Source organism: Nonomuraea zeae, from assembly GCF_005889725.1.
GTDB classification, from domain to species: domain Bacteria; phylum Actinomycetota; class Actinomycetes; order Streptosporangiales; family Streptosporangiaceae; genus Nonomuraea; species Nonomuraea zeae.
In genome coordinates, this window is sequence record NZ_VCKX01000246.1 from 1 (window position 1) to 18,547 (window position 18,547).

Annotated in this window: 16 protein-coding genes; 10 read left to right on the forward strand and 6 right to left on the reverse strand. The window is 72.0% G+C overall.

The genetic code is table 11. The features are described from left to right. Positions 1-500, reverse strand: a 500-nt coding sequence (locus tag ETD85_RS47040; protein ID WP_338087243.1) for an MFS transporter, incomplete at its 3' end; no start/stop codon positions are given. Positions 501-564: 64 nt separating this feature from the next. On the opposite strand from ETD85_RS47040, the gene ETD85_RS47045 reads away from it, so the two are divergent. The 9 genes from ETD85_RS47045 (at position 565) to ETD85_RS47085 (ending at position 10,498) form a co-directional block, all read left to right on the forward strand. Beyond that, entirely contained in the window at positions 565-1,530 is a 966-nt protein-coding gene (locus ETD85_RS47045) for an ArsR/SmtB family transcription factor (protein WP_138696361.1), read from the forward strand. An 82-nt stretch (positions 1,531-1,612) separates the two neighbouring features. Continuing rightward, positions 1,613-2,578, forward strand: a complete 966-nt coding sequence (locus ETD85_RS47050) for a sugar-binding transcriptional regulator (RefSeq protein WP_138696362.1) — start codon at positions 1,613-1,615, stop codon at positions 2,576-2,578. 146 nt (positions 2,579-2,724) lie between these two features. After that, complete coding sequence (locus ETD85_RS47055) at positions 2,725-3,813, forward strand: ABC transporter substrate-binding protein (RefSeq protein WP_206059318.1); 1,089 nt, start codon at positions 2,725-2,727, stop codon at positions 3,811-3,813. Between the two features lie 10 nt (positions 3,814-3,823). Further along, complete coding sequence (locus ETD85_RS47060) at positions 3,824-4,600, forward strand: ATP-binding cassette domain-containing protein (RefSeq protein ID WP_138696363.1); 777 nt, start codon at positions 3,824-3,826, stop codon at positions 4,598-4,600. Next, positions 4,597-5,844: a sugar ABC transporter permease gene (locus ETD85_RS47065; RefSeq protein WP_170247219.1), complete on the forward strand. Its 1,248-nt coding sequence runs from the start codon at positions 4,597-4,599 to the stop codon at positions 5,842-5,844. Before ETD85_RS47060 ends, ETD85_RS47065 begins: the two co-directional genes overlap by 4 nt. After that, entirely contained in the window at positions 5,841-7,331 is a 1,491-nt protein-coding gene (locus ETD85_RS47070; protein ID WP_240779884.1) for an FGGY-family carbohydrate kinase, read from the forward strand. The genes ETD85_RS47065 and ETD85_RS47070 overlap by 4 nt, the downstream gene beginning before the upstream one ends. After that, positions 7,328-8,824, forward strand: coding sequence for an FGGY-family carbohydrate kinase (locus ETD85_RS47075; RefSeq protein WP_138696364.1), 1,497 nt, complete (start codon positions 7,328-7,330; stop codon positions 8,822-8,824). The genes ETD85_RS47070 and ETD85_RS47075 overlap by 4 nt, the downstream gene beginning before the upstream one ends. A 34-nt stretch (positions 8,825-8,858) precedes the next feature. Beyond that, a complete protein-coding gene (locus ETD85_RS47080) occupies positions 8,859-9,482 on the forward strand; it encodes a histidine phosphatase family protein (RefSeq protein WP_138696365.1) in 624 nt (207 codons plus the stop codon). Next, on the forward strand, positions 9,479-10,498 hold the full coding sequence (locus ETD85_RS47085; RefSeq protein WP_240779885.1) for a 2-hydroxyacid dehydrogenase: 1,020 nt from the start codon (positions 9,479-9,481) through the stop codon (positions 10,496-10,498). Before ETD85_RS47080 ends, ETD85_RS47085 begins: the two co-directional genes overlap by 4 nt. On the opposite strand, the gene ETD85_RS47090 is transcribed toward ETD85_RS47085, so the two are convergent. The 5 genes from ETD85_RS47090 to ETD85_RS47110 form a co-directional block, all read right to left on the reverse strand. Next, positions 10,488-11,348, reverse strand: a complete 861-nt coding sequence (locus ETD85_RS47090; RefSeq protein WP_138696366.1) for a carbohydrate ABC transporter permease — start codon at positions 11,346-11,348, stop codon at positions 10,488-10,490. The two genes, ETD85_RS47085 and ETD85_RS47090, sit on opposite strands and share 11 nt — an antisense overlap. Further along, entirely contained in the window at positions 11,345-12,226 is an 882-nt protein-coding gene (locus ETD85_RS47095) for a carbohydrate ABC transporter permease (protein ID WP_206059319.1), read from the reverse strand. The genes ETD85_RS47090 and ETD85_RS47095 overlap by 4 nt, the downstream gene beginning before the upstream one ends. A 92-nt stretch (positions 12,227-12,318) precedes the next feature. Further along, a complete protein-coding gene (locus ETD85_RS47100) occupies positions 12,319-13,617 on the reverse strand; it encodes an ABC transporter substrate-binding protein (protein ID WP_138696368.1) in 1,299 nt (432 codons plus the stop codon). A gap of 120 nt (positions 13,618-13,737) precedes the next feature. Beyond that, on the reverse strand, positions 13,738-14,508 hold the full coding sequence (locus ETD85_RS47105; protein ID WP_138696369.1) for an AMP-binding protein: 771 nt from the start codon (positions 14,506-14,508) through the stop codon (positions 13,738-13,740). A gap of 325 nt (positions 14,509-14,833) precedes the next feature. Further along, positions 14,834-17,188, reverse strand: a complete 2,355-nt coding sequence (locus ETD85_RS47110) for an ATP-binding protein (protein ID WP_138696370.1) — start codon at positions 17,186-17,188, stop codon at positions 14,834-14,836. Between the two features lie 83 nt (positions 17,189-17,271). On the opposite strand from ETD85_RS47110, the gene ETD85_RS47115 reads away from it, so the two are divergent. Then, positions 17,272-18,547 (forward strand): ATP-binding cassette domain-containing protein (locus tag ETD85_RS47115; protein WP_138696371.1); only part of this gene is annotated, 1,276 nt, incomplete at its 3' end.

Genomic DNA, 18,547 nt, shown 5'->3' on the forward strand with positions numbered 1-18,547 from the left:
CAGCCCGTGACCGCCAGGACCGCGCCCCCCACCGCCAGCCCGACGATCTGCGCGCTCGCCGAGGCCAGGTTCAGCATCGAGCGCCCCAGTACGAACCCGTCCCCCGGCAGCACCTCGGGCAGCATCGCCATCCGCGCGGCCAGGAACACCGGCGAGAACAGCCCCGTGACCAGCACCAGCGCCAGCATCACCCACACCGGCAGCCCGGCGAACGCCAGCAGCAGGCACGTCACCGCCCTGATCAGCTCACCGGCCACCATCAGCGCCCGCGGGCGCATCCGGTCGGCCAGCGAGAGCAGGAACAGCCCGCCCAGGATGTACGGCAGCCACCCCGCCATGTACGCGGCGGCCGAGAGGCCGGGAGAGCCGGTCCGCGCGTAGACCAGCACGGACAGGGCCAGCATCTTGATCACGTCCCCGCCGACCAGCAGCGCGAAGCTGCCGAACAGCACCCGGAACTCCTTGACGGCGAACACCTCGCCGAACGTCGCGCCCTTCACGCCCCCGATGCTCCGACCTATCCCACAAAGAGGCGATTTTTTCGGATATAACCGAAAGGTGCCCATGATCGAGGTCACCCCGCAGGACCTGGTGGCCAGCCGGTTCGCCATCTCGCCGATGATCGAGACCATGCACGCCCACTGGGTGCTGGCCGGCCGGTTCGAGACGGGCGTGCACGGCTCCTGGGTCGCACGGCGCAGGGGGACGTACCAGGAGCTGGAGCGGCGGCATCCCGTCCTCCGGGCCTCCGCCGTGATCAGCGGCAACCGGGGCGACGCGAACGTCGACTTCATCGCGCCCCCGCCCGAGGCGGTGAACGTGCCGTTCGAGACGGAGCTGGCCGCGATGCGGGCCACGCCCCCCGGGCATGCCCAGGCGGAGATCGCCCGGGTCCTGGCCTGCCGCCCGGCGACGGGCCGGGACCGGGACCTGCTGCTGGACCCCGGGGTGGTGGAGCTGTTCGCGCAGGCGTACGAGGCGCTCTGGAACGAGATCCTCGCGCCCGAGTGGCCGCGCTTCCGCGCGATCCTGCAGCGGGACGTGGCGCAGCGGGCGGGCCGGCTGGCGGCCTACGGCTGGGCGGCGGCGCTGGAGGACCTCGGCACCGGCGTCCGCTGGCGGCCGCCTGGCCGGATCGAGGTCCAGCTGTCCTTCCCGGGGCGGCTGCACCGGCTCGGCGGCAAGGGGCTGCTCTTCCTGCCGTCGGCGTTCATGACCGGCATCGGCGCCTGCCTGAGCGCCGCCTGGCCGTACGCGCTGATCTACCCCGCGAGGGGCGCGGCCGCCACCCCGCCGGCCCGTGACCGTGACCTGTCGGCGCTGATCGGCCGCAGCCGCGCCCGCATACTCGCCGAGCTGGCCGAGCCCGCCACCACCACGCAGCTCGCCGCCCTGCTCGGCCAGAGCGTGGGCACGACCGGCGGCCACCTCGCCGCGCTGCGCGGCACGGGCCTGATCGCGGGGACCCGCACGGGCCGCAGCGTCCTGTACGCCCGCACAACGCTCGGCGACGCCTTGGCGAACGGCTAGCCTTTTCCGCAGAGCACAAAGGTATAGTCATTGCGCATCGATTCAGAAAAGATGTTCACGGATCGCATCCAGGAGCGCGCGCATGAATGCCGCCGACGTCGCACCCGAGGCGCAGGCCAGGTTTCCCCATGAGTTGATGTACGCGGCGGCCCAGCAGTACTACATGGAGGACGCCACCCAGGGCGACATCGCCAAGCGGCTGGGCGTCAGCAGGGCGACCGTGAGCCGGCTGCTCACCGAGGCCCGCAAACAGGGCATCGTCGAGATCAAGGTGCACAGACCGGCCACGCTGGAGGACGGCCCGCTGGCCGCCGAGGTGGCCCAGGCGCTCAACCTGCGGCGCGTCTACCTGGTGCCCAGGGTCAGCGGCCCGACGCTGGGCCCGTGGCTGGCCCCCGGCGTGACCCGCGCGCTGGCGCAGGTCGGGCTGGAGTCCGGCGACGTCGTCCTGGTCTCGTCGGGCACCGCCGTCTACGAGTGCGCCCGCGAGGGGCTCGGGCAATATCCGGGGGTCACGATCGCGCCCGCCGTGGGCGGCCAGGAGGAGCCCCAGCCCTGGTTCCAGACCAACGAGACCACCCGCATCCTGGCCGAACGCGCCGGCGGCGTCCCCGCCTACCTCTACGCGCCCGCGCTGCCCGGCCCCGAGCTGTTCTACTCGCTGCAGCACGAGCCCTCCGTCCGCCGGGTCATGGACCTGTGGGCGCACGCCAAGTGCGCCATCGTCGGCGTCGGCTCGGCGCCGCTGATGCGGCAGATGATGCCGGCCTTCATGCCGCGCGACGCCGACAGCCTGCGCAGGGCCGTGGGCGACGTGTGCATGCGCGTCTACGACCGCGACGGCGCCCCGATCACCTATCCGGGCAGCGAGCGCCTGGTGGCCACCAGGCTGGAGGAGCTGCGCCGCATCCCGCACACGATCGCGGTCGCGGTCGGGGCCGAGAAGGTGCTCTCGATCGTCGCCGGCGCCAGGGGCGGCTACTTCAACCAGCTCGTCACGGACACCCCGACGGCAGAGGGCCTGGTGGCAGCCGCCCGGCAGCTCTGAACACATTTGCTGGACAAATGTTCTGAGCGCGCGCTAACGTGAGCCGCACCACAGGATGTGCCCTCCTGTGAGGGCATGTCCCTGTCTCGGGGGCAGCGAGCGTCAGGAATCCGTCCGCGAGGACGTAGCGAGTGAGGAATGAACCCGTGAACAGAGCTCAGAAGCGGACCTCCGCGTTCGCCGCAGTGGCAGTGCTCGCAGGGGCGGCCCTGGCCGCGTGCGGCTCGGGGGGCACCGCCTCCACCGGCGCGAGCACGGGCGGAGGCGGCGGGGAGAACGCCAAGGTCGCCTTCCTCATGCCCGACCTCGCCTCGACCCGTTACGAGCTGGCCGACAAGCCGCTGTTCGAGGCGAAGATGAAGCAGCTCTGCCCGAGCTGCGAGGTCATCTACCAGAACGCCGACTCCGACGCCGCCAAGCAGCAGCAACAGGCCAACTCCGCGCTGGCCCAGGGCGTGAAGGCGATCGTGATCGACCCGGTCGACTCCGCCGCCGCGGCCACCATCGTCAAGTCGGCGCAGTCGCAGCAGGTGCCGGTGATCGCCTACGACCGGCCGATCCCGTCCACGCCCGCCGACTACTACATCTCGTTCGACAACGAGAAGATCGGCTCCATGATCGCCCAGTCCCTGGTCGACCACCTCAAGAAGGAGAACGCCGAAGGCGGGATCCTCCAGGTCAACGGCTCGCCCACGGACGCGGCGGCCGGGCTGATCAAGAAGGGCATCCACAGCGCCGTCGACCCGAGCGGCTTCAAGCTGCTGGCCGAGTACGACACCCCCGACTGGCAGCCGGAGAAGGCGCAGACCTGGGTCAGCGGCCAGATCACCCAGTTCAAGGACCAGATCGTGGGCGTCGTCGCGGCCAACGACGGCACCGGGGGCGGCTCGATCGCCGCGTTCAAGGCCGCCGGGGTGAAGGTGCCGCCGATCACCGGCAACGACGCCGAGCCGGCCGCCGCGCAGCGCATCATCGCGGGCGACCAGTACAACACGATCTCCAAGCCGATCAAGATCGTGGCCGAGGCGTCGGCGAACGTCGCCTGGGAGTACATCCAGGGCAAGAAGCCCGCGGGCAAGACCACGCTCTACAACACGCCGTCCGAGCTGTTCGTCCCGACCGTCGTGACCCGGGAGAACATCAAGGAGGTGCTGTTCGACAGCGGCATCATGAAGGCCGCGGACGCGTGCACGGGCGAGTACGCCAAGGGCTGCGAAGAGCTCGGCATCAAGTAGGAGAGCGCCGATGACCGTCCTGTCCCTGCGCGGGATCAACAAGACCTTCGGCGCGGTGGCCGCACTCACCGACATCGAGCTCGACGTCGCCGCGGGCCAGGTCGTCGCCGTCGTGGGCGACAACGGCGCGGGCAAGTCGACGCTGGTCAAGATCCTCTCGGGGGTCCACCCGCCCGACTCGGGCACGATCACGTTCGAGGGGAGCTCGGTCGAGATCCCCACCCCGGCCGCCGCCCACAAGCTCGGCATCGCCACCGTCTTCCAGGACCTGGCGCTCTGCGAGAACCTCAACGTGATCCAGAACCTGTTCCTCGGCCAGGAGATCCGCCCGCTGCGTCTCAACGACGTGGCCATGGAGACCCGCTCGTGGGAGCTGCTGCGCCAGCTCTCCGCCAAGATCCCGAGCGTACGGGTGCCCGTGGCGGCCCTGTCCGGCGGCCAGCGGCAGACGGTGGCCATCGCCAGGTCGCTGCTCGGCGATCCGAAGGTCATCATCCTCGACGAGCCGACCGCCGCGCTGGGCGTGGCGCAGACCGCCGAGGTGCTCAACCTGGTCGAGCGGCTGCGCGAGAACGGCCTGGGCGTCATCATGATCAGCCACAACATGGCGGACGTGAAGGCCGTGGCCGACACCGTGGCGGTGCTGCGGCTCGGCCGCAACAACGGGGTCTTCGACGTGAGCGAGGTCTCCGCCGAGGACATCATCGCCGCCATCACGGGCGCCACCGACAACGTGGTGTCGCGGCGGGCGGCGCGCGGGGAGACGAACACAGGAGGTCAGTCGTGAGCGCAGTGAAAGAGGGCGGCGCCGCCACCGACCGCCAGGACGAGCGGCTACGCAACCGTGACGGGCTGCGCGGCGCGCTCGCCGACGTGGTCGAGCGGGCCAGGGGCGGCGACCTGGGCGTCATCCCCGTCGTGGTCGGGCTCGTGGTCATCTGGACGGTCCTGCAGATCCTCAACCCGATCTTCCTGTCCAGCGCGAACCTGGTGAACCTCACGCTGGAGTCCGCCGCCGTCGGCATCATCGCGCTCGGCATCGTGTGCGTGCTGCTGGTCGGCCAGATCGACCTGTCGGTCGGCTCGGTCAGCGGGCTTTCGGGCGCGGTGCTCGCGGTGCTGTTCGTGGGCGAAGGGCTGCCGGTCTGGCTGGCGATCCTGGCCGCGGTGGTCATGGGCGCGGTCATCGGCTGGGTCTACGGGCAGCTGTTCAACAGGTTCGGGGTGCCGAGCTTCGTGATCACGCTGGCCGGGTTGCTGGCCTTCCTCGGGCTCCAGCTCTACGTGCTGGGCACGAAGGGGTCGATCAACCTGCCGTTCGACTCGGGGCTGGTGAACTTCGCGCAGCTCGACTTCGTACCGGCCTGGTTGTCGTACACGCTCGCGGTGATCGCGGCCGTGTGGCTGTTCGCCAGCGGGTTCCTGCACGCGCAGGAGCGGCGCAAGGCCGGGCTGTCGGCCAAGAGCGTGTCCACGCTGGCGCTCAGGAGCGTGGCGCTGCTGGTGGTGCTGGCGTTCGTGGTCTGGTATCTCGGCCAGACGCGCGGCGTGGGCTGGATGTTCGTCTTCTTCGTGGCGCTGGTGCTGATCATGCACTACCTGCTGTCGCGGACGAAGTGGGGCAGGGCCGTCTACGCGGTCGGCGGCAACGTCGAGGCCGCGCGCCGGGCGGGCATCAACGTCAAGGCGATCTACACCTCCGTGTTCGTGCTCTGCTCGACGTTCGCCGCGGTCGGCGGCATCCTGGCCGCGGCCAGGCTGGCGGCGGCCAACCAGAGCAGCGGCTCCGGCGACGTCAACCTCAACGCCATCGCCGCGGCCGTGATCGGCGGCACGAGCCTGTTCGGCGGGCGCGGCACCGCGTTCGGCGCGCTGCTCGGCATCATCGTCATCCAGTCCATCTCCAGCGGCCTGACCCTGCTCAACCTGGACTCCTCGATCAGGTTCGTGGTCACCGGCGCCGTGCTGCTCCTCGCCGTGATCGTCGACTCCGTGTCGCGCCGGTCGAGGACCTCTCACGGCAGGGCATGATGGCGATCATCTGCGTGGACGCGGGCACCACGGTCATCAAGGCGGTCGGGTACGACGCCGCCGGCGCGGAGGCGATCGTCTCCCGCAGGGAGACCGTGGTGTCCAGGCCCGCGCCCGGCCACGCCGAGCAGGACATGGACGCGGTCTGGGACGCGGTCGCGGCCACGGTGCGCGAGGTCGCGGCCGAGCTCGATGACGTCGCGTTCGTCGCGCTCACCGCCCAGGGCGACGGCTGCTGGCTGGTCGGCCCGGACGGCGCCCCCACCGGGCCCGCTATCCTCTGGAACGACGCCAGGGCGGCTTCGGCCGTGGCCGGCTGGACCCGCTCGGGGCTGGCCGAGGCGGCCTTCCGGCTGAACGGCTCATCCGCCGCGTCCGGGCTCCCCCACGCGATCCTGACCTGGCTGCGCGCGAACGACCCCGGCCGACTCGACCGGTCGAGCGCCATGCTCACCTGCGGCGGCTGGATCTTCGCGAAGATGACCGGCGAGCTCGTGGCCGACGAGTCCGACGCCTCGGCGCCGTTCATGGACCTGCGCAGCCGGGCCTACTCGCCCGAGCTGCTGGCCATGTTCGGCGTGGAGTGGGCCGAGCGGCTGCTGCCCCCGGTCCGCTCCTGCCCCGTCGCGGAGCTGACCCCCGGCGCCGCCGGGGCGCTCGGCCTGCCCGCCGGGGTCCCGATCGTGCTGGCCCCCTACGACATCGCCGCCACGGCGCTGGGCGCCGGCGCGGTGCGGCCGGGCCAGGCGTGCGGCATCCTCGGCACCACGCTCTGCACCGAGGTGCTCGTCGAGTCCCCCGGCCTGGACGGCGATCCGATCGGCATCACGATCGCGCTGCCCGGCGGCTACCTGCGCGCCTTCCCCACGTTCGCGGGCACGGAGGTCGTGCAGTGGACCTGCCGCCTGCTGGGCCTGTCCGGCCCGGACGAGCTGGGCGAGCTGGCCGGGCGCGCCGCGCCGGGCGCGGGCGGGCTGACGTTCCTGCCCTACCTGTCGCCCGCCGGTGAGCGGGCGCCGTTCTCCGACCCCCTGGCCAGGGGATCGATGCTGGGCCTGTCGTTCGAGCACACCCGCGAGGACGTGGCGCGGGCCGCGTTCGAGGGGCTCACGATGGTCATCAAGGACTGCCTCGCCGCCACCGGGGCCGAGCCGACGGAGCTGCGGGTGTGCGGCGGCGGCTCGGCCAGCGCCACCTGGCTGGGCCTGATCGCCGACATCACCGGCCTGCCGGTGCGCCGCTCGGCCGACACCGAGGTCGGCGCGCGGGGGGCGTACCTGGTGGGGCTGGCCGCCACGGGTGCGGCGCCGTCCGTCGCCGCCGCGGCCTCCGAGCACGTACGGCTGCGCGACGCGGTCGAGCCCGACCCCGTACGCGGGAGCCGCTACGCCGAGCTGTTCGACGACTTCCTGACCCTGCGCGGGACCAGCGCGGGGACCTGGCCGCTGCTGGCCGGGATGCGCGAGCGGACCTGGGGCCGTACATGAGTGTGTGGATCGGCATCGACCTCGGGACGCAGAGCGTGCGGGCCGTCGCCGTCACCGGCGGCGGCGACGTGCTCGGCTCGGCGAGCCGCCCGCTGACCAGCCACCGCGACGGGCCCCGCCACGAGCAGGACCCCGAGCAGTGGTGGCGCGCGCTGGCCGAAGCGACCCGCGAGGCCCTGCGGGACGTGCCATCGGCGCAGGTCAGCGGCCTGGCGGTGGATGCGACCTCTGGAACGGTCCTCCTCTCCGACCGCTCGGGCCGGGCGCTGACGCCCGCCCTCATGTACGACGACCGGCGTGCGGACGCCGACCGGGCCAACGAGGCCGGCGCGGCGGTGTGGGAGCGGCTCGGCTACCGGCGCATGCAGCCCAACTGGGCGCTGCCGAAGCTGCTGTGGCTGCTGCGCGACGCCCCGGCGGGCGCCCGCCTGGCCCACCAGAGCGACTTCGTCAACCGCCGCCTGGTGGGTCACGACGTGGCCACCGATCTGAGCAACGCGCTCAAGACCGGCGTGGACCTCATCGAGGAGCGCTGGCCGCTGGAGGTGTTCGACGCGCTGGGCGTGCCCGCCGAGATCCTCCCCGAGGTCGTGCGGCCGGGCACCCGCCTCGGCGTGGTGTGCGCGGCGGCGGCCGAGGAGACGGGCATCCCCGAGGGCACGCCGGTGATCGCCGGGACCACGGACGGCTGCGCGGCCCAGCTCGGCGCGGGCGCCCTGCGGCCGGGAAGCTGGAACTCGGTGCTGGGCACGACGCTGGTGCTGAAGGGCGTGACGAAGGAGCTGATCCACGACCCGCTCGGCGTGGTGTACTCGCACCGGGCCCCGGACGGCTCGTGGCTGCCCGGCGGCGCGTCGAGCACGGGTGCTGGGGTGCTGTCGCGCGACCTGCCCGGCCGCGACCTCGACGCCCTGAGCGCCCAGGCCGCCGCCCGTTACGGCGCGCCGCCCTCCCCCGGCCGCGAACCAGGAGGGCCGCCGTCACACCGGGGAGGGCCGCCGTCACACCCGGGAGGGCCGCCCTCCGTCACCTACCCGCTGGTGTCGCGTGGCGAGCGCTTCCCGTTCGCCGCCTCCGCCGCCGAGGGCTTCACGCTCGGCGAGCCCGCCGACGACGTCGAGCGCTACGCCGCGATCCTGCTCGGCGCGGCCTTCGTCGAACGCCTCTGCTTCGACTACCTCGACCTCCTCGGCGCCCCCGTGGACGGCGAGCTCATTCTGACCGGCGGCGCGACGAGAAGCGCCTACTGGACCCAGCTCAGGGCCGACGTCCTGGGCCGTCCCGTGACGCTGCGCGAGAACGCCGAGCCCGCCCTGGGCATGGCCGTTTTGGCGGGCGGCGACCCGGCCCGCCTGATCAGGACCCGGGCCGTGGTGGAGCCGTCCGGCGCCGACCTGCGCGAGGCGTACGTGCGCTTCGTCGCCGAGCTGGAGGGGCGCGGCTGGCTCGACCCGGCCGCCGCCGCGCACGCCCGCGAGAGGACCGCCCGATGACCGACGTCGCGCCCGCCCGCGAGAGGACCACCCGATGACCGACCTCGTGCTCGTCCGCCACGGCGAGACCGTCTGGCACGCCGAGAACCGCTACGCGGGGCTCAGCGACATCGACCTGACCGCGCGCGGCCTCGACCAGGCCGCCCGGCTGGCCGGCTGGGCGTCGGAGGCGGGCCTGACGGGCGTCTGGGCCTCCACGCTGAGCCGTGCCAGGATCACCGCCGAGGCGAGCGCCGGCCAGGCGGGCCTGACCGTACGCGTCGACGCCCGCCTGCGCGAGCTGGACTTCGGCGAGGGCGACGGCCTGACCTCGGCGGAGATGCAGGCCCGCTTCCCCGAGGCGCGCGCCGCCTTCGAGTCCGACCCCGCCGCCCACCCGCTGCCCGGCGGCGAGGACCCGCACCAGGCCGCCGCCCGCTTCGTCGAGGCCCTGCACGACATCGCCGCCGCGCACCGAGGGGGACGCGTGCTGGTCGTCGCGCACACGACCGCCATCAGGCTCGCCCTGTGCCGGTTGATCGGCGTGCCGCTCGGCGAGTACCGGCGGCTGTTCCCGCGCCTGGACAACTGCGCGCTGACGGAGCTGCGGCTGCCGGACTCCGGCGACGGGCAGGTCGCGTTGCTGCAGTACAACTCCCCGATTGGAGCCGTTCGTTGACCATCCGAGTCCTCGCCGCTGGCGATCACTTCGTCCAGAACCGCCTGCTCATCGACGCGCTCAGGCGCGAGGTCCCCGGTGAGGTGGACATCCGCGAGCTGACGCTGCCGTGGCCGGTGGAGCCGTTCGGCCGGGTGGGAGAGGTGGACGAGGCCTCCGACGTGGAGGACGCGCTGATCGAGGCCCTGCGTGGCGTCGAGGTCTGCGTGACCCAGATGGCCCCCTTGACCCAGCGCGTCCTGGACGCCTCCCCCGACCTGCGGCTGTTCTGCGTGAGCAGGGGCGGCCCGGTGAACGCGAACCTGGAGGCCGCCACCCGGGCCGGGGTGTCGGTGACGTTCGCGCCCGGCCGCAACGCCGTGGCCACCGCCGAGCACACCTTGGCCATGCTGCTCGCCGCCACCCGCCGGATCCCTCAGACGCACGCCGACCTGGCCGGTGGCGTGTGGCGCGGCGACTACTACAAATACGACAACGTCGGCCCCGAGCTGGACGGCAACACGGTCGGCCTGGTCGGCTACGGCGCCATCGGCCGCCGCGTGGCCCGCATGCTCGAAGGGTTCGGCGCGCAGGTGCTGGTGTACGACCCGTACGTCGACGTCCCCGGCCGGGTGGAGCTGCCCGAGCTGCTGCGCCGCTCCCACTTCGTCTCCCTGCACGCCCGCGCCACCCCGGAGACCACCGGCATGATCGGCGCGGCCGAGATCGCCGCCATGCCCCGCGGCTCGGTCCTCGTCAACTGCGCCCGCGGCGCGCTGCTCGACTACGACGCGGTGTGCGACGCGCTCGACTCCGGCCACCTGTTCGGCGCCGCGATGGACGTCTTCCCCGAGGAGCCCATCCCCGCGGGCTCGCGCCTGCTGCGCACCCCCAACCTGGTGATGACCCCGCACCTGGCCGGGGCCAGCAAGCAGACGGCGATGAAGGCGGCCTCGATCGTGGCCGCGGACGTGGCCCGCTACGTGCGCGGCGAGCCACTCGCCCACTGCGCCAACCCGGCGCTCACTAGCCCTTGAGCGCGCCGGCCATGAGCCCGCGCATGAAGAACCGGCCGAGCAGGACGTAGATCAGCATCGTCGGGATGGACGCGAGGATCGCCGCGGCCATCTGCTGGCTGTAGGGGGTGGCCTGCGCACCCGCGATGTTGTTCAGCATCACGGTCGTGGGCCAGCTCGTCGGCCCGGTCAGGAAGACGGCGAACAGGAAGTCGTTCCAGAGCGAGGTGAACTGCCAGATGACGACCACCGCGATCGCGGGCCCCGACACCGGCAGCACCACCGACCAGTACGCCCGCAGCATCCCGGCGCCGTCCACCCTGGACGCCTCGATCAGCTCGTCGGGAATCGTGACGTAGTAGTTGCGGAAGATCAGCGTGCAGATCGGGATGCCGTACACCACGTGCGCCAGCACCAGCCCGGGGATGCCGCCGTAGAAGACGCCGTCCAGCCCGGTCGTCTCGTTCAGCCACACGAGGAGCTGCACCAGCGGGATCATCACCCCCTGATACGGGATGAACATCCCGAACAGGAACAACGTGAACAGCAGGTCCGCGCCGGGGAATCGCCACTTGGACAGCACGTAGCCGTTCATGGACCCCAGCGCGCACGACAGCAGCGAGCCGGGCACCGCCAGCAGCACGCTGTTCCACAGCCCGGGGGCCAGCTTCTCCCAGGCCACCCGCCACGCCTCTGTCGTCCACGTCTGCGGCAGGTTCCACGCCTGGCCGGGGTCCGCCTCGGTGAGCGGCTTGAAGCTGGTGGCCAGCAGGACGTAGATCGGGATGAGGAAGACGACCACGAAGAGGATCAGCAGGACGAACCTCGCCCAGGTGAACGCCGTCGCCCTGCGCCCGGCCACCGCCGTCATGAGCGCCTCTCCTTACGCACCGACCAGATCAGGTACGGAATCACGAAGATCGCCACGCTGAGCACGATGTACGAGGCGATCGTGGCCCCCTTGGCCGGGTCGTTCGAGTCGAACACCGCCACCCACATGAACACGGCGGGCACGTCGGTGATGATCTGCTTGCCCGACACGGCGACGATCAGGTCGAACACCTTGAGCGAGATGTGTCCCAGGATGATCAGCGCGGACAGGGTCACCGGCCTGAGCAGGGGCAGCACCACGTGCCGGTAGACGCCCCACTCGTTGCAGCCGTCCACCCTGGCCGCCTCGCGCAGTTCCTCGAGCACGCCGCGGAACCCCGCCAGGAAGAGTGCCATGACATATCCGGACATCTGCCAGACCGCTGGGATGGCCATCGCGGCCATCCCCCAGTCCGGGTCCCTGAACCACTGCCACTGCGGCAGCCCGATCCAGTCGAAGAGCCGGTTGAGCCCGACCGCCCGCTCCCCCGTCCCCGAGTTCATCAGCCACCGCCACACGATCCCGGTCGCGACGAACGAGATGGCCATGGGGAACAGGTAGATCGCCCGGAACGTCCCCTCGCCCCTGATCCCCTTCTCCATGAGGAAGGCCAGCAGCCAGCCGAGCACCAGCGCCCCCACCACGAACGTGATCGTGAACACGATCGCGTGGTTGACCGAGAGGTGCCAGCGGGGCTGGTCCCAGATGTCGACGAAGTTCTGCAGCCCCACGAACTCGCCCTCGGACACCTCATCGTGCTTGTCCGTCATGGCCAGCCGGAAGTTCCAGCCGAGCATGCCGTACACGAAGACGCCGATCAGGATGATCGACGGCGCCACGAGGAGGAATCCGGGCAGCCACGCGCGTGCCCGCCTCACGATTGATCTCCTCCCACGGGCAGGGCAGGCGTCTGCGGCCTGCCCTGCCCCATGAAGCTCGACTGCTGCCGCGTTCGGCTGTCGGGGCCCGGCTATTGGGCGTTGGACTTGGCGGCGTCGGACAGCCCCTGCTGCAGGGCCTTGACGTCCTTGCTGCCGATGAACAGGCCGACCGCCTCGGTGATCGACGCCAGCCAGGGCTGGTTCACCGAGACGCCGTGCTGGATCGACCCGGCCAGCTTGTTGCTGGACCAGTCCTTCAGCGCGTCGGCCAGGTAGTCGGTGTAGAGCGACTGGTCGGCGTCCTTGCGGGCGGGGATGGAGCCCTTCTTCGGGTTGAAGGCGTCCTGGCCCTCCTTGCTCGCCGCCACCTTCAGCCAGGCCATGGCCCCGTCACGGTTCTTCGCGCCCTTGGGCAGGGTGAAGCTGTCGGACAGCCACAGGTAGGTGCCCTCGGTCCCGGGGGACGGCGCCCAGTCGAAGTCCGTCTTCGACGTCTTGCCCAGGCCGCCTTCCGGCGGGTTGTGGAAGTAGCCGTAGGCCCAGTCACCCATGATGTTGAACGCGGCCTCGCCGTCGGCGACCTGCTTGGCCGCCGGCTGCCAGTCGTCCTGCGGGTCGCCCGCGTACGTCATGATCTTGGCGAAGCTCTGCAGAGCCGTGGTCACCTGCGGGCTGTTCCAGTCGGCGCCCGGCTTGAACAGCGCGTTGTAGGCGTCGGTGCCCAGCGAGCCGAGCAGCACGCTCTCCATCAGGTGGGTGACCGTCCACTCGGAGCCGATGGACAGCGGGATCTTGCCCTTGGCCTTGACCTTCTCCAGCGCCGCGATGAACTCCTCGATCGTCTTCGGCGCGGCGGCCACGCCCGCGTCCTTCAGCACGGCGGGGTTGAACCACAGCACGTTCGACCGGTGGATGTTGACCGGCACGGAGTAGATCTTGCCGTCGACGCTGATCTGCTCGACGAGCTGCGCGGGGAAGACGTCCTTGAGCTTCAGCTCGTCGTAGAGCGGGGTCAGGTCCTCCAGGTTGCCCGCCTTGATGTAGCCCTGCAGCTCGGCGCCCGCGTGCCCCTGGAAGGTGTCCGGCGGGGTGTTGGCCTGCAGCTTCGACTGCAGCAGCGCCTTGGCCTTGTCACCGGAGCCGCCCGCCACCGCCGCGTCGAAGAAGGTGAGGTTCGGGTTCTTCTCCTCGAAGATCTTGCGCATCGCCTGGAGGCCGTCGGCCTCACCCGGCCCTGTCCACCAGGAGAAGACCTCAACCTGCTGCTTGCCACCGCCGCTGGACGCCGGCGCCTGGGAAGCCTGCCCGCCACTGCCGCCACCGCCGCAGGCCGCCAGGCCGAGCACGCTGACCATCGTGATCGAGACGGACGCTAACCACCGTCGCATCGCACACCATCCCTTCGAAGTCCCCCGAAGCAGGTGATTTTGACAACGTTGTCAACAACGGCTATCAACCCACTTTCCGCGCCGGGTCGTCAAGGGAGTGCGGGTAACAGCTCCGCATATTCAGCGGACGCGCTCCAGCGTCCCGCCCGGTCCGGTGACCACGGTGACGCTGAAGTCGTAGCTGGTGCCGGGCAGGTCGGCGCCGCCGGCGGCGACCACCAGCGCCCCCTTCGACACGCTCAGCCCGACCAGGGCGAGCAGGTCGCAGCCGCCATCGGGGAGCCACGTGGCCAGCACGACGTCGGACTCGGCCAGCCGCACGGGGAGGTCCAGCTCCGCCATCCTGCCCAGCAGGCCGGCGTGCGACAGGCGGCCGCCGGCCAGCACGAGGGCGTCCTGCCGCTTGGCGTCGAGCGCGGGCAGGGCGGTGGGCTCCAGCGTGAGCAGGGTGCGGAAGTCGATGGTGTCGAGCGCCGGGCCCAGCGAGATGACCTGGCGCACCCTGGACGCCTCCGCGGCCTGGATCGCCGTCTCCGCCAGGTCAGGCGTGGTGATCAGCGTGCGCGCGTCGCACGCGCGCAGCCAGGCGGCCATCTCCTCCGGCTTGAGCGCCGGATCGATCGGCGCCGCCACCCCGCCCGCGGCCAGCACCGTGTGCGTGGCCAGCGTCTGCGCGCCGGCCGTCGAGACGTGCACGCCCACCACCTGGTCACGCCGGGCGCCCCTGCGCACCAGCCCGGAGGCCGCCCTGGTCACCTCGGTCACCAGCCGCCGGTAGCCGTAGACGTGACCGCCGCGCAGGTCGACGAGCGCCGGGCGGTCGCCGCGCTCATAGGCCCGGCGGAACACGTCGTGGATCACGGTGCCGGTGGTCGAGGCGGTGGGCTTCATGCCCGACAAGGTACGGCCGCCGGGCCGGCCGCAGCATCCACCGATCTATGTAGCCCGATGTGCATTAATGCGGCCCGCCCCCGGTTCGGGCGGGCCCGAGCCCTGCGCGGCTCGAGCCCGCTGTCACGCGCCCAGAGCCGGACCCCCACCCCTCCGAGGCGGCCCAGCCCTCTGCGGACACGCGACGTCCCACGCGGGGACGCCTCACGAGCTTCCCGCGTACGACCCAAACGGTAGGTGTGCACCCGGCACCGGCGCATGCGCTGACATGGCCATTCCACGATGTAAGAGCACCGCCGCACCATATGCAGAGCATCATGTAGGGTCAGCGGCTCTCGATCACCCATGCCGCGATCTGTGTACGCGTGGAGAAGCCCAGCTTGGCCAGGATGTTCGCCACGTGCCGCGCGGCGGTGGCCGGGCTGATGACCAGCTCCCCCGCGATCGCCCGGTTGCTGAGCCCCCGCGCGACCAGCTCGGCGATCTCCCGCTCCCGCGCCGTGAGCCGGCTCTCCTGCGCCACGGGCAGGACCGGCGCGGCCGGCGGCTCGGGCAGCGCGCCCTCGAGCGCGCACGCCACCGCCTGGTCGGCGGTCATGCTCGCGCCCTCGGCCCACAGCACGTCCACCATGGCCGCGCCGAGCACGGCCCGCGCCGGGCCGAGCACGTCCTCGGTGCGCGCGTCCGGCGACCGGCCGAGCAGCGCGACCGAGGCGGCGGCCAGCAGGACCGCGCGCCGCTGGTCGCCCTCGGCCGCGACCAGGCTCGCCCACGCCTTCAGCCGCCTGGCGATGCCGGTGCGCAGCCCCGCGTCCCTGCTGAGCACCAGGGCCTCGGTGAGCCTGGACCTGGCCTCGGCCAGGTCGCCCTGATCCAGCGCCATCGTGCCGAGCCCGGCCAGGCAGCTCACGATCTGCTGCCTGGCGTCCACGTGCCGCAGCAGGTGCAGCCCCGACTCGTAGTGCCGCCTGGCCGTCGCGGCGTCGCCCGAGCGCCGGGCCACCCGGGCCAGGCCGATGTGGCTGTAGGACTGGCCGACGTGGTTGTCCAGCTCCTGGCTGATCGACAGGACCTCCTCGAACGCGCGCTGCGCCTCGTGCAGGCGGCCCTGGTGCAGGCCGTGGCTCGCCCGGGCCCCCTGGGCCAGCGACTCCAGGATGCGGTCGCCCGACTGCCTGGCCATCTCCAGGGCGCGGGACAGGGTGTCCTGCTCGCCGGTCAGGTTGGCCAGCAGGATCGTGCCGACGGCCGCGCCGTAGCCGTCTTCGACGCTCGCGCACAGGCTCAGCCCGGTGCGGGCGCACCGGGCCGCCAGCTCCTGTTCTCCGGCCGCGGCCGCCAGCTCGCCGCGCAGGATCGTGGCCTGCCCGCGCAGCGCGGGGCGCACCTGCGGCGCGTCGAGCGCCAGCAGCCGGTCGAGGCGCTCGGCCATGTCCAGCTTGCGCCCGCTGCCGATGAGCAGGAAGCGGACGTCGGTCAGCAGGCCGAGCGCGGTCTCCGGCAGCCCGGTGGCGATCGACCAGTCGCAGGCCGCGCCGACCTCGGCCTTCAGCGCGTCGAACAGGTTGACGTAGCGCTCGACCACCGGCCACGACGCCCGGGTCCGCGGCTCCAGCGACTCCCTGAACAGGGTGGCCATCCGGGCCAGCGCCATCAGGTGCCTGCGCCGCAGCTCGGTCTCCTCGCCGGACTCCGCGAGCTGCTCCAGCGCGTATTCGCGGACGGTCTCCAGCAGCCGGTAGCGCGCCTGGCCGGCGATCTCCCCGTCGAGGGTGACCAGCGACTTGTCCACCAGGTCGCAGAGCCGCAGCAGCACCTCCTCCTCCGGCAGCCCCGGCCCGGAGCACACCGATTCGGCCAGGTCGAGCGTCCAGGAGGAGCGGAAGGCGGCCGCGCGGCGCAGCAGCAGCCGTTCCTGCGGGGTGAGCAGCCGGTAGCTCCAGTCGACGGCGGCCCTGAGCGTGCGGTGCCGGGCAGGAGCGGTGCGGGCGCCGCCCGCCAGCAGCCTGAACCGGTCGTCGAGCCGCTCCACGAGCTGCCTGACGGACAGGACCCTGACCAGGGCGGCGGCCAGCTCGATCGCCAGCGGCAGGCCGTCGAGCGCCTGGCACAGCTCGACCACCAGCGGCGCCGTCTCCCCGGTCAGCTCGAAGCCGGGCCTGGCGGCGGCGGCCCTGGCCACGAACAGCCGCACGGCCTCGCTCTCCACCCCGTCCACCGCGAGCGGCGGCACCCGCCACACGCTCTCGCCGGGCACGCGCAGCGGCTCGCGGCTGGTGGCCAGGACGGTCAGCCCCGGGCAGGCGCCGAGCAGGTCGCGGCACAGCTCCGCGCACTCGCCGATCACGGGCTCGCAGTTGTCGAGCACGAGCAGCGCACGCCGGCCGCCGATCGTCTCGGCCAGATCGCCCGCGATGCCGAGCGCGGCGGCGACGTGCTCTCTGAGCTCGCCCTTGTCCAGGTCGGCCAGCTCGATCAGCCACACGCCGCCCGGATGGCCGGAGGCAAGCCTGGCGGCCAGGCGTACGGCCAGCCGGGTCTTGCCGATGCCGCCGGCCCCGCAGAGGGTCACGGCGCGCGAGACGCGCAACAGGTGGACGAGCTCATCCACATCGGATTCCCGGCCCACGAACGTGTTCGGCTCGGCCGGCAGGTTGCTGAAGTCGGCAGATCGCAGCATCACTGTGAGTGTGTCATCAACTACGCCATGCGCCCAGACTTAAACGGTGGAGAACTGTCAGTGCCCTTGTGCACACTCAAGACATGGCCGATGAGCCGCTCGAGCTCGGGGAGATCTCCTTCTCCGACTGGCACGCCCACACGGAAAAGCTGGCCGAGGTCGGCTTCCTGACGATCGCCAGGCGGCTGCCCGCCCTCGTGCGCCAGGCGATGCGCATGGCCTGGCGGGCCAGCCCGCGCGACACCGTGGCCACGGTCACGCTCAACCTGCTCGGCGGGGTGTTCACCGCGTTCGGGCTGCTGGCCACCACCGGCGTGCTGACCGCGCTGTTCAGCGAGGGGCCGACGCCCGACCGCGTGCTGGCCGCGCTGCCCAGCCTGGCCCTGGTCGGCGTGGCGGCGACGCTGCGCACCGCGATGCAGGCGGGCGCGGGCTGGGCCCAGGCGCGGCTCGACCCCCAGGTCAGCCGGCTGACCGAGGAGCGCCTCTACGGCCTGACCAGCCAGGTGGACCTGGTCTCCTACGACGATCCCGAGTTCCACGACGCGTTGCAGCGGGCCAGGCTGCGCGGCGTGGCGATGGCCGACTCCGTGGTGACCGCCGCCATCGACGTGCTCACGGCCGGCGTCGGCCTGGCCGCGGTGGCGGGCGTGCTCGGCGTGCTGCACCCGGTGCTGCTCCCGCTCCTGCTGCTCGCGGTGCTCCCCGACGCCTGGGCCATGGTGCGCAGCGCGCGCATGCGCTACACCACCCTCTACGCCCTCATCCCCGCCAACCGCCGCAAGTGGATCATCGCCGAGCTGCTGGCCAACCGCGAGTCGGCGGCGGAGGTGCGCTCGTTCACGATGCGCGGCTTCCTGCTGCGCATGTACGACGCGGTCGCCAGGGCCGAGCAGGACGTCATGCTCTCGCTGGCCAAGCGGCAGACCTTCGCCCGGCTGGTCGGCGAGGCCCTGGGCGGGCTCGGCGCGGCCCTGGTCTACGTCGCGCTCGGCGTCCTCCTCGCGGTGGCCGCGATCCCCCTGGCCGTGGCGGGCACCGCCGTCCTGGCGATCAGGTCGGGCCAGTCGTCCCTGGGCAACCTGATGTACGCCACCAACCGCCTCTACGAAGAGGGCCTCTACTTCACCGACTTCCTGGAGTTCTGCGCCGACGCCGAGCGCCGGCTGACCCGGGCGCGGCCCGCCGGGATGCCGGCGGGCTTCCGGCGGATCACCGCCGAGGACATCTCCTTCACCTACCCCGGCGCCGAGGAGCCCGCGCTGCGTGACGTGTCGATCGAGATCCGGCAGGGCGAGGTGATCGCGTTCGTCGGCGAGAACGGCTCGGGCAAGACCACCCTGGCCAAGATCCTGTCCG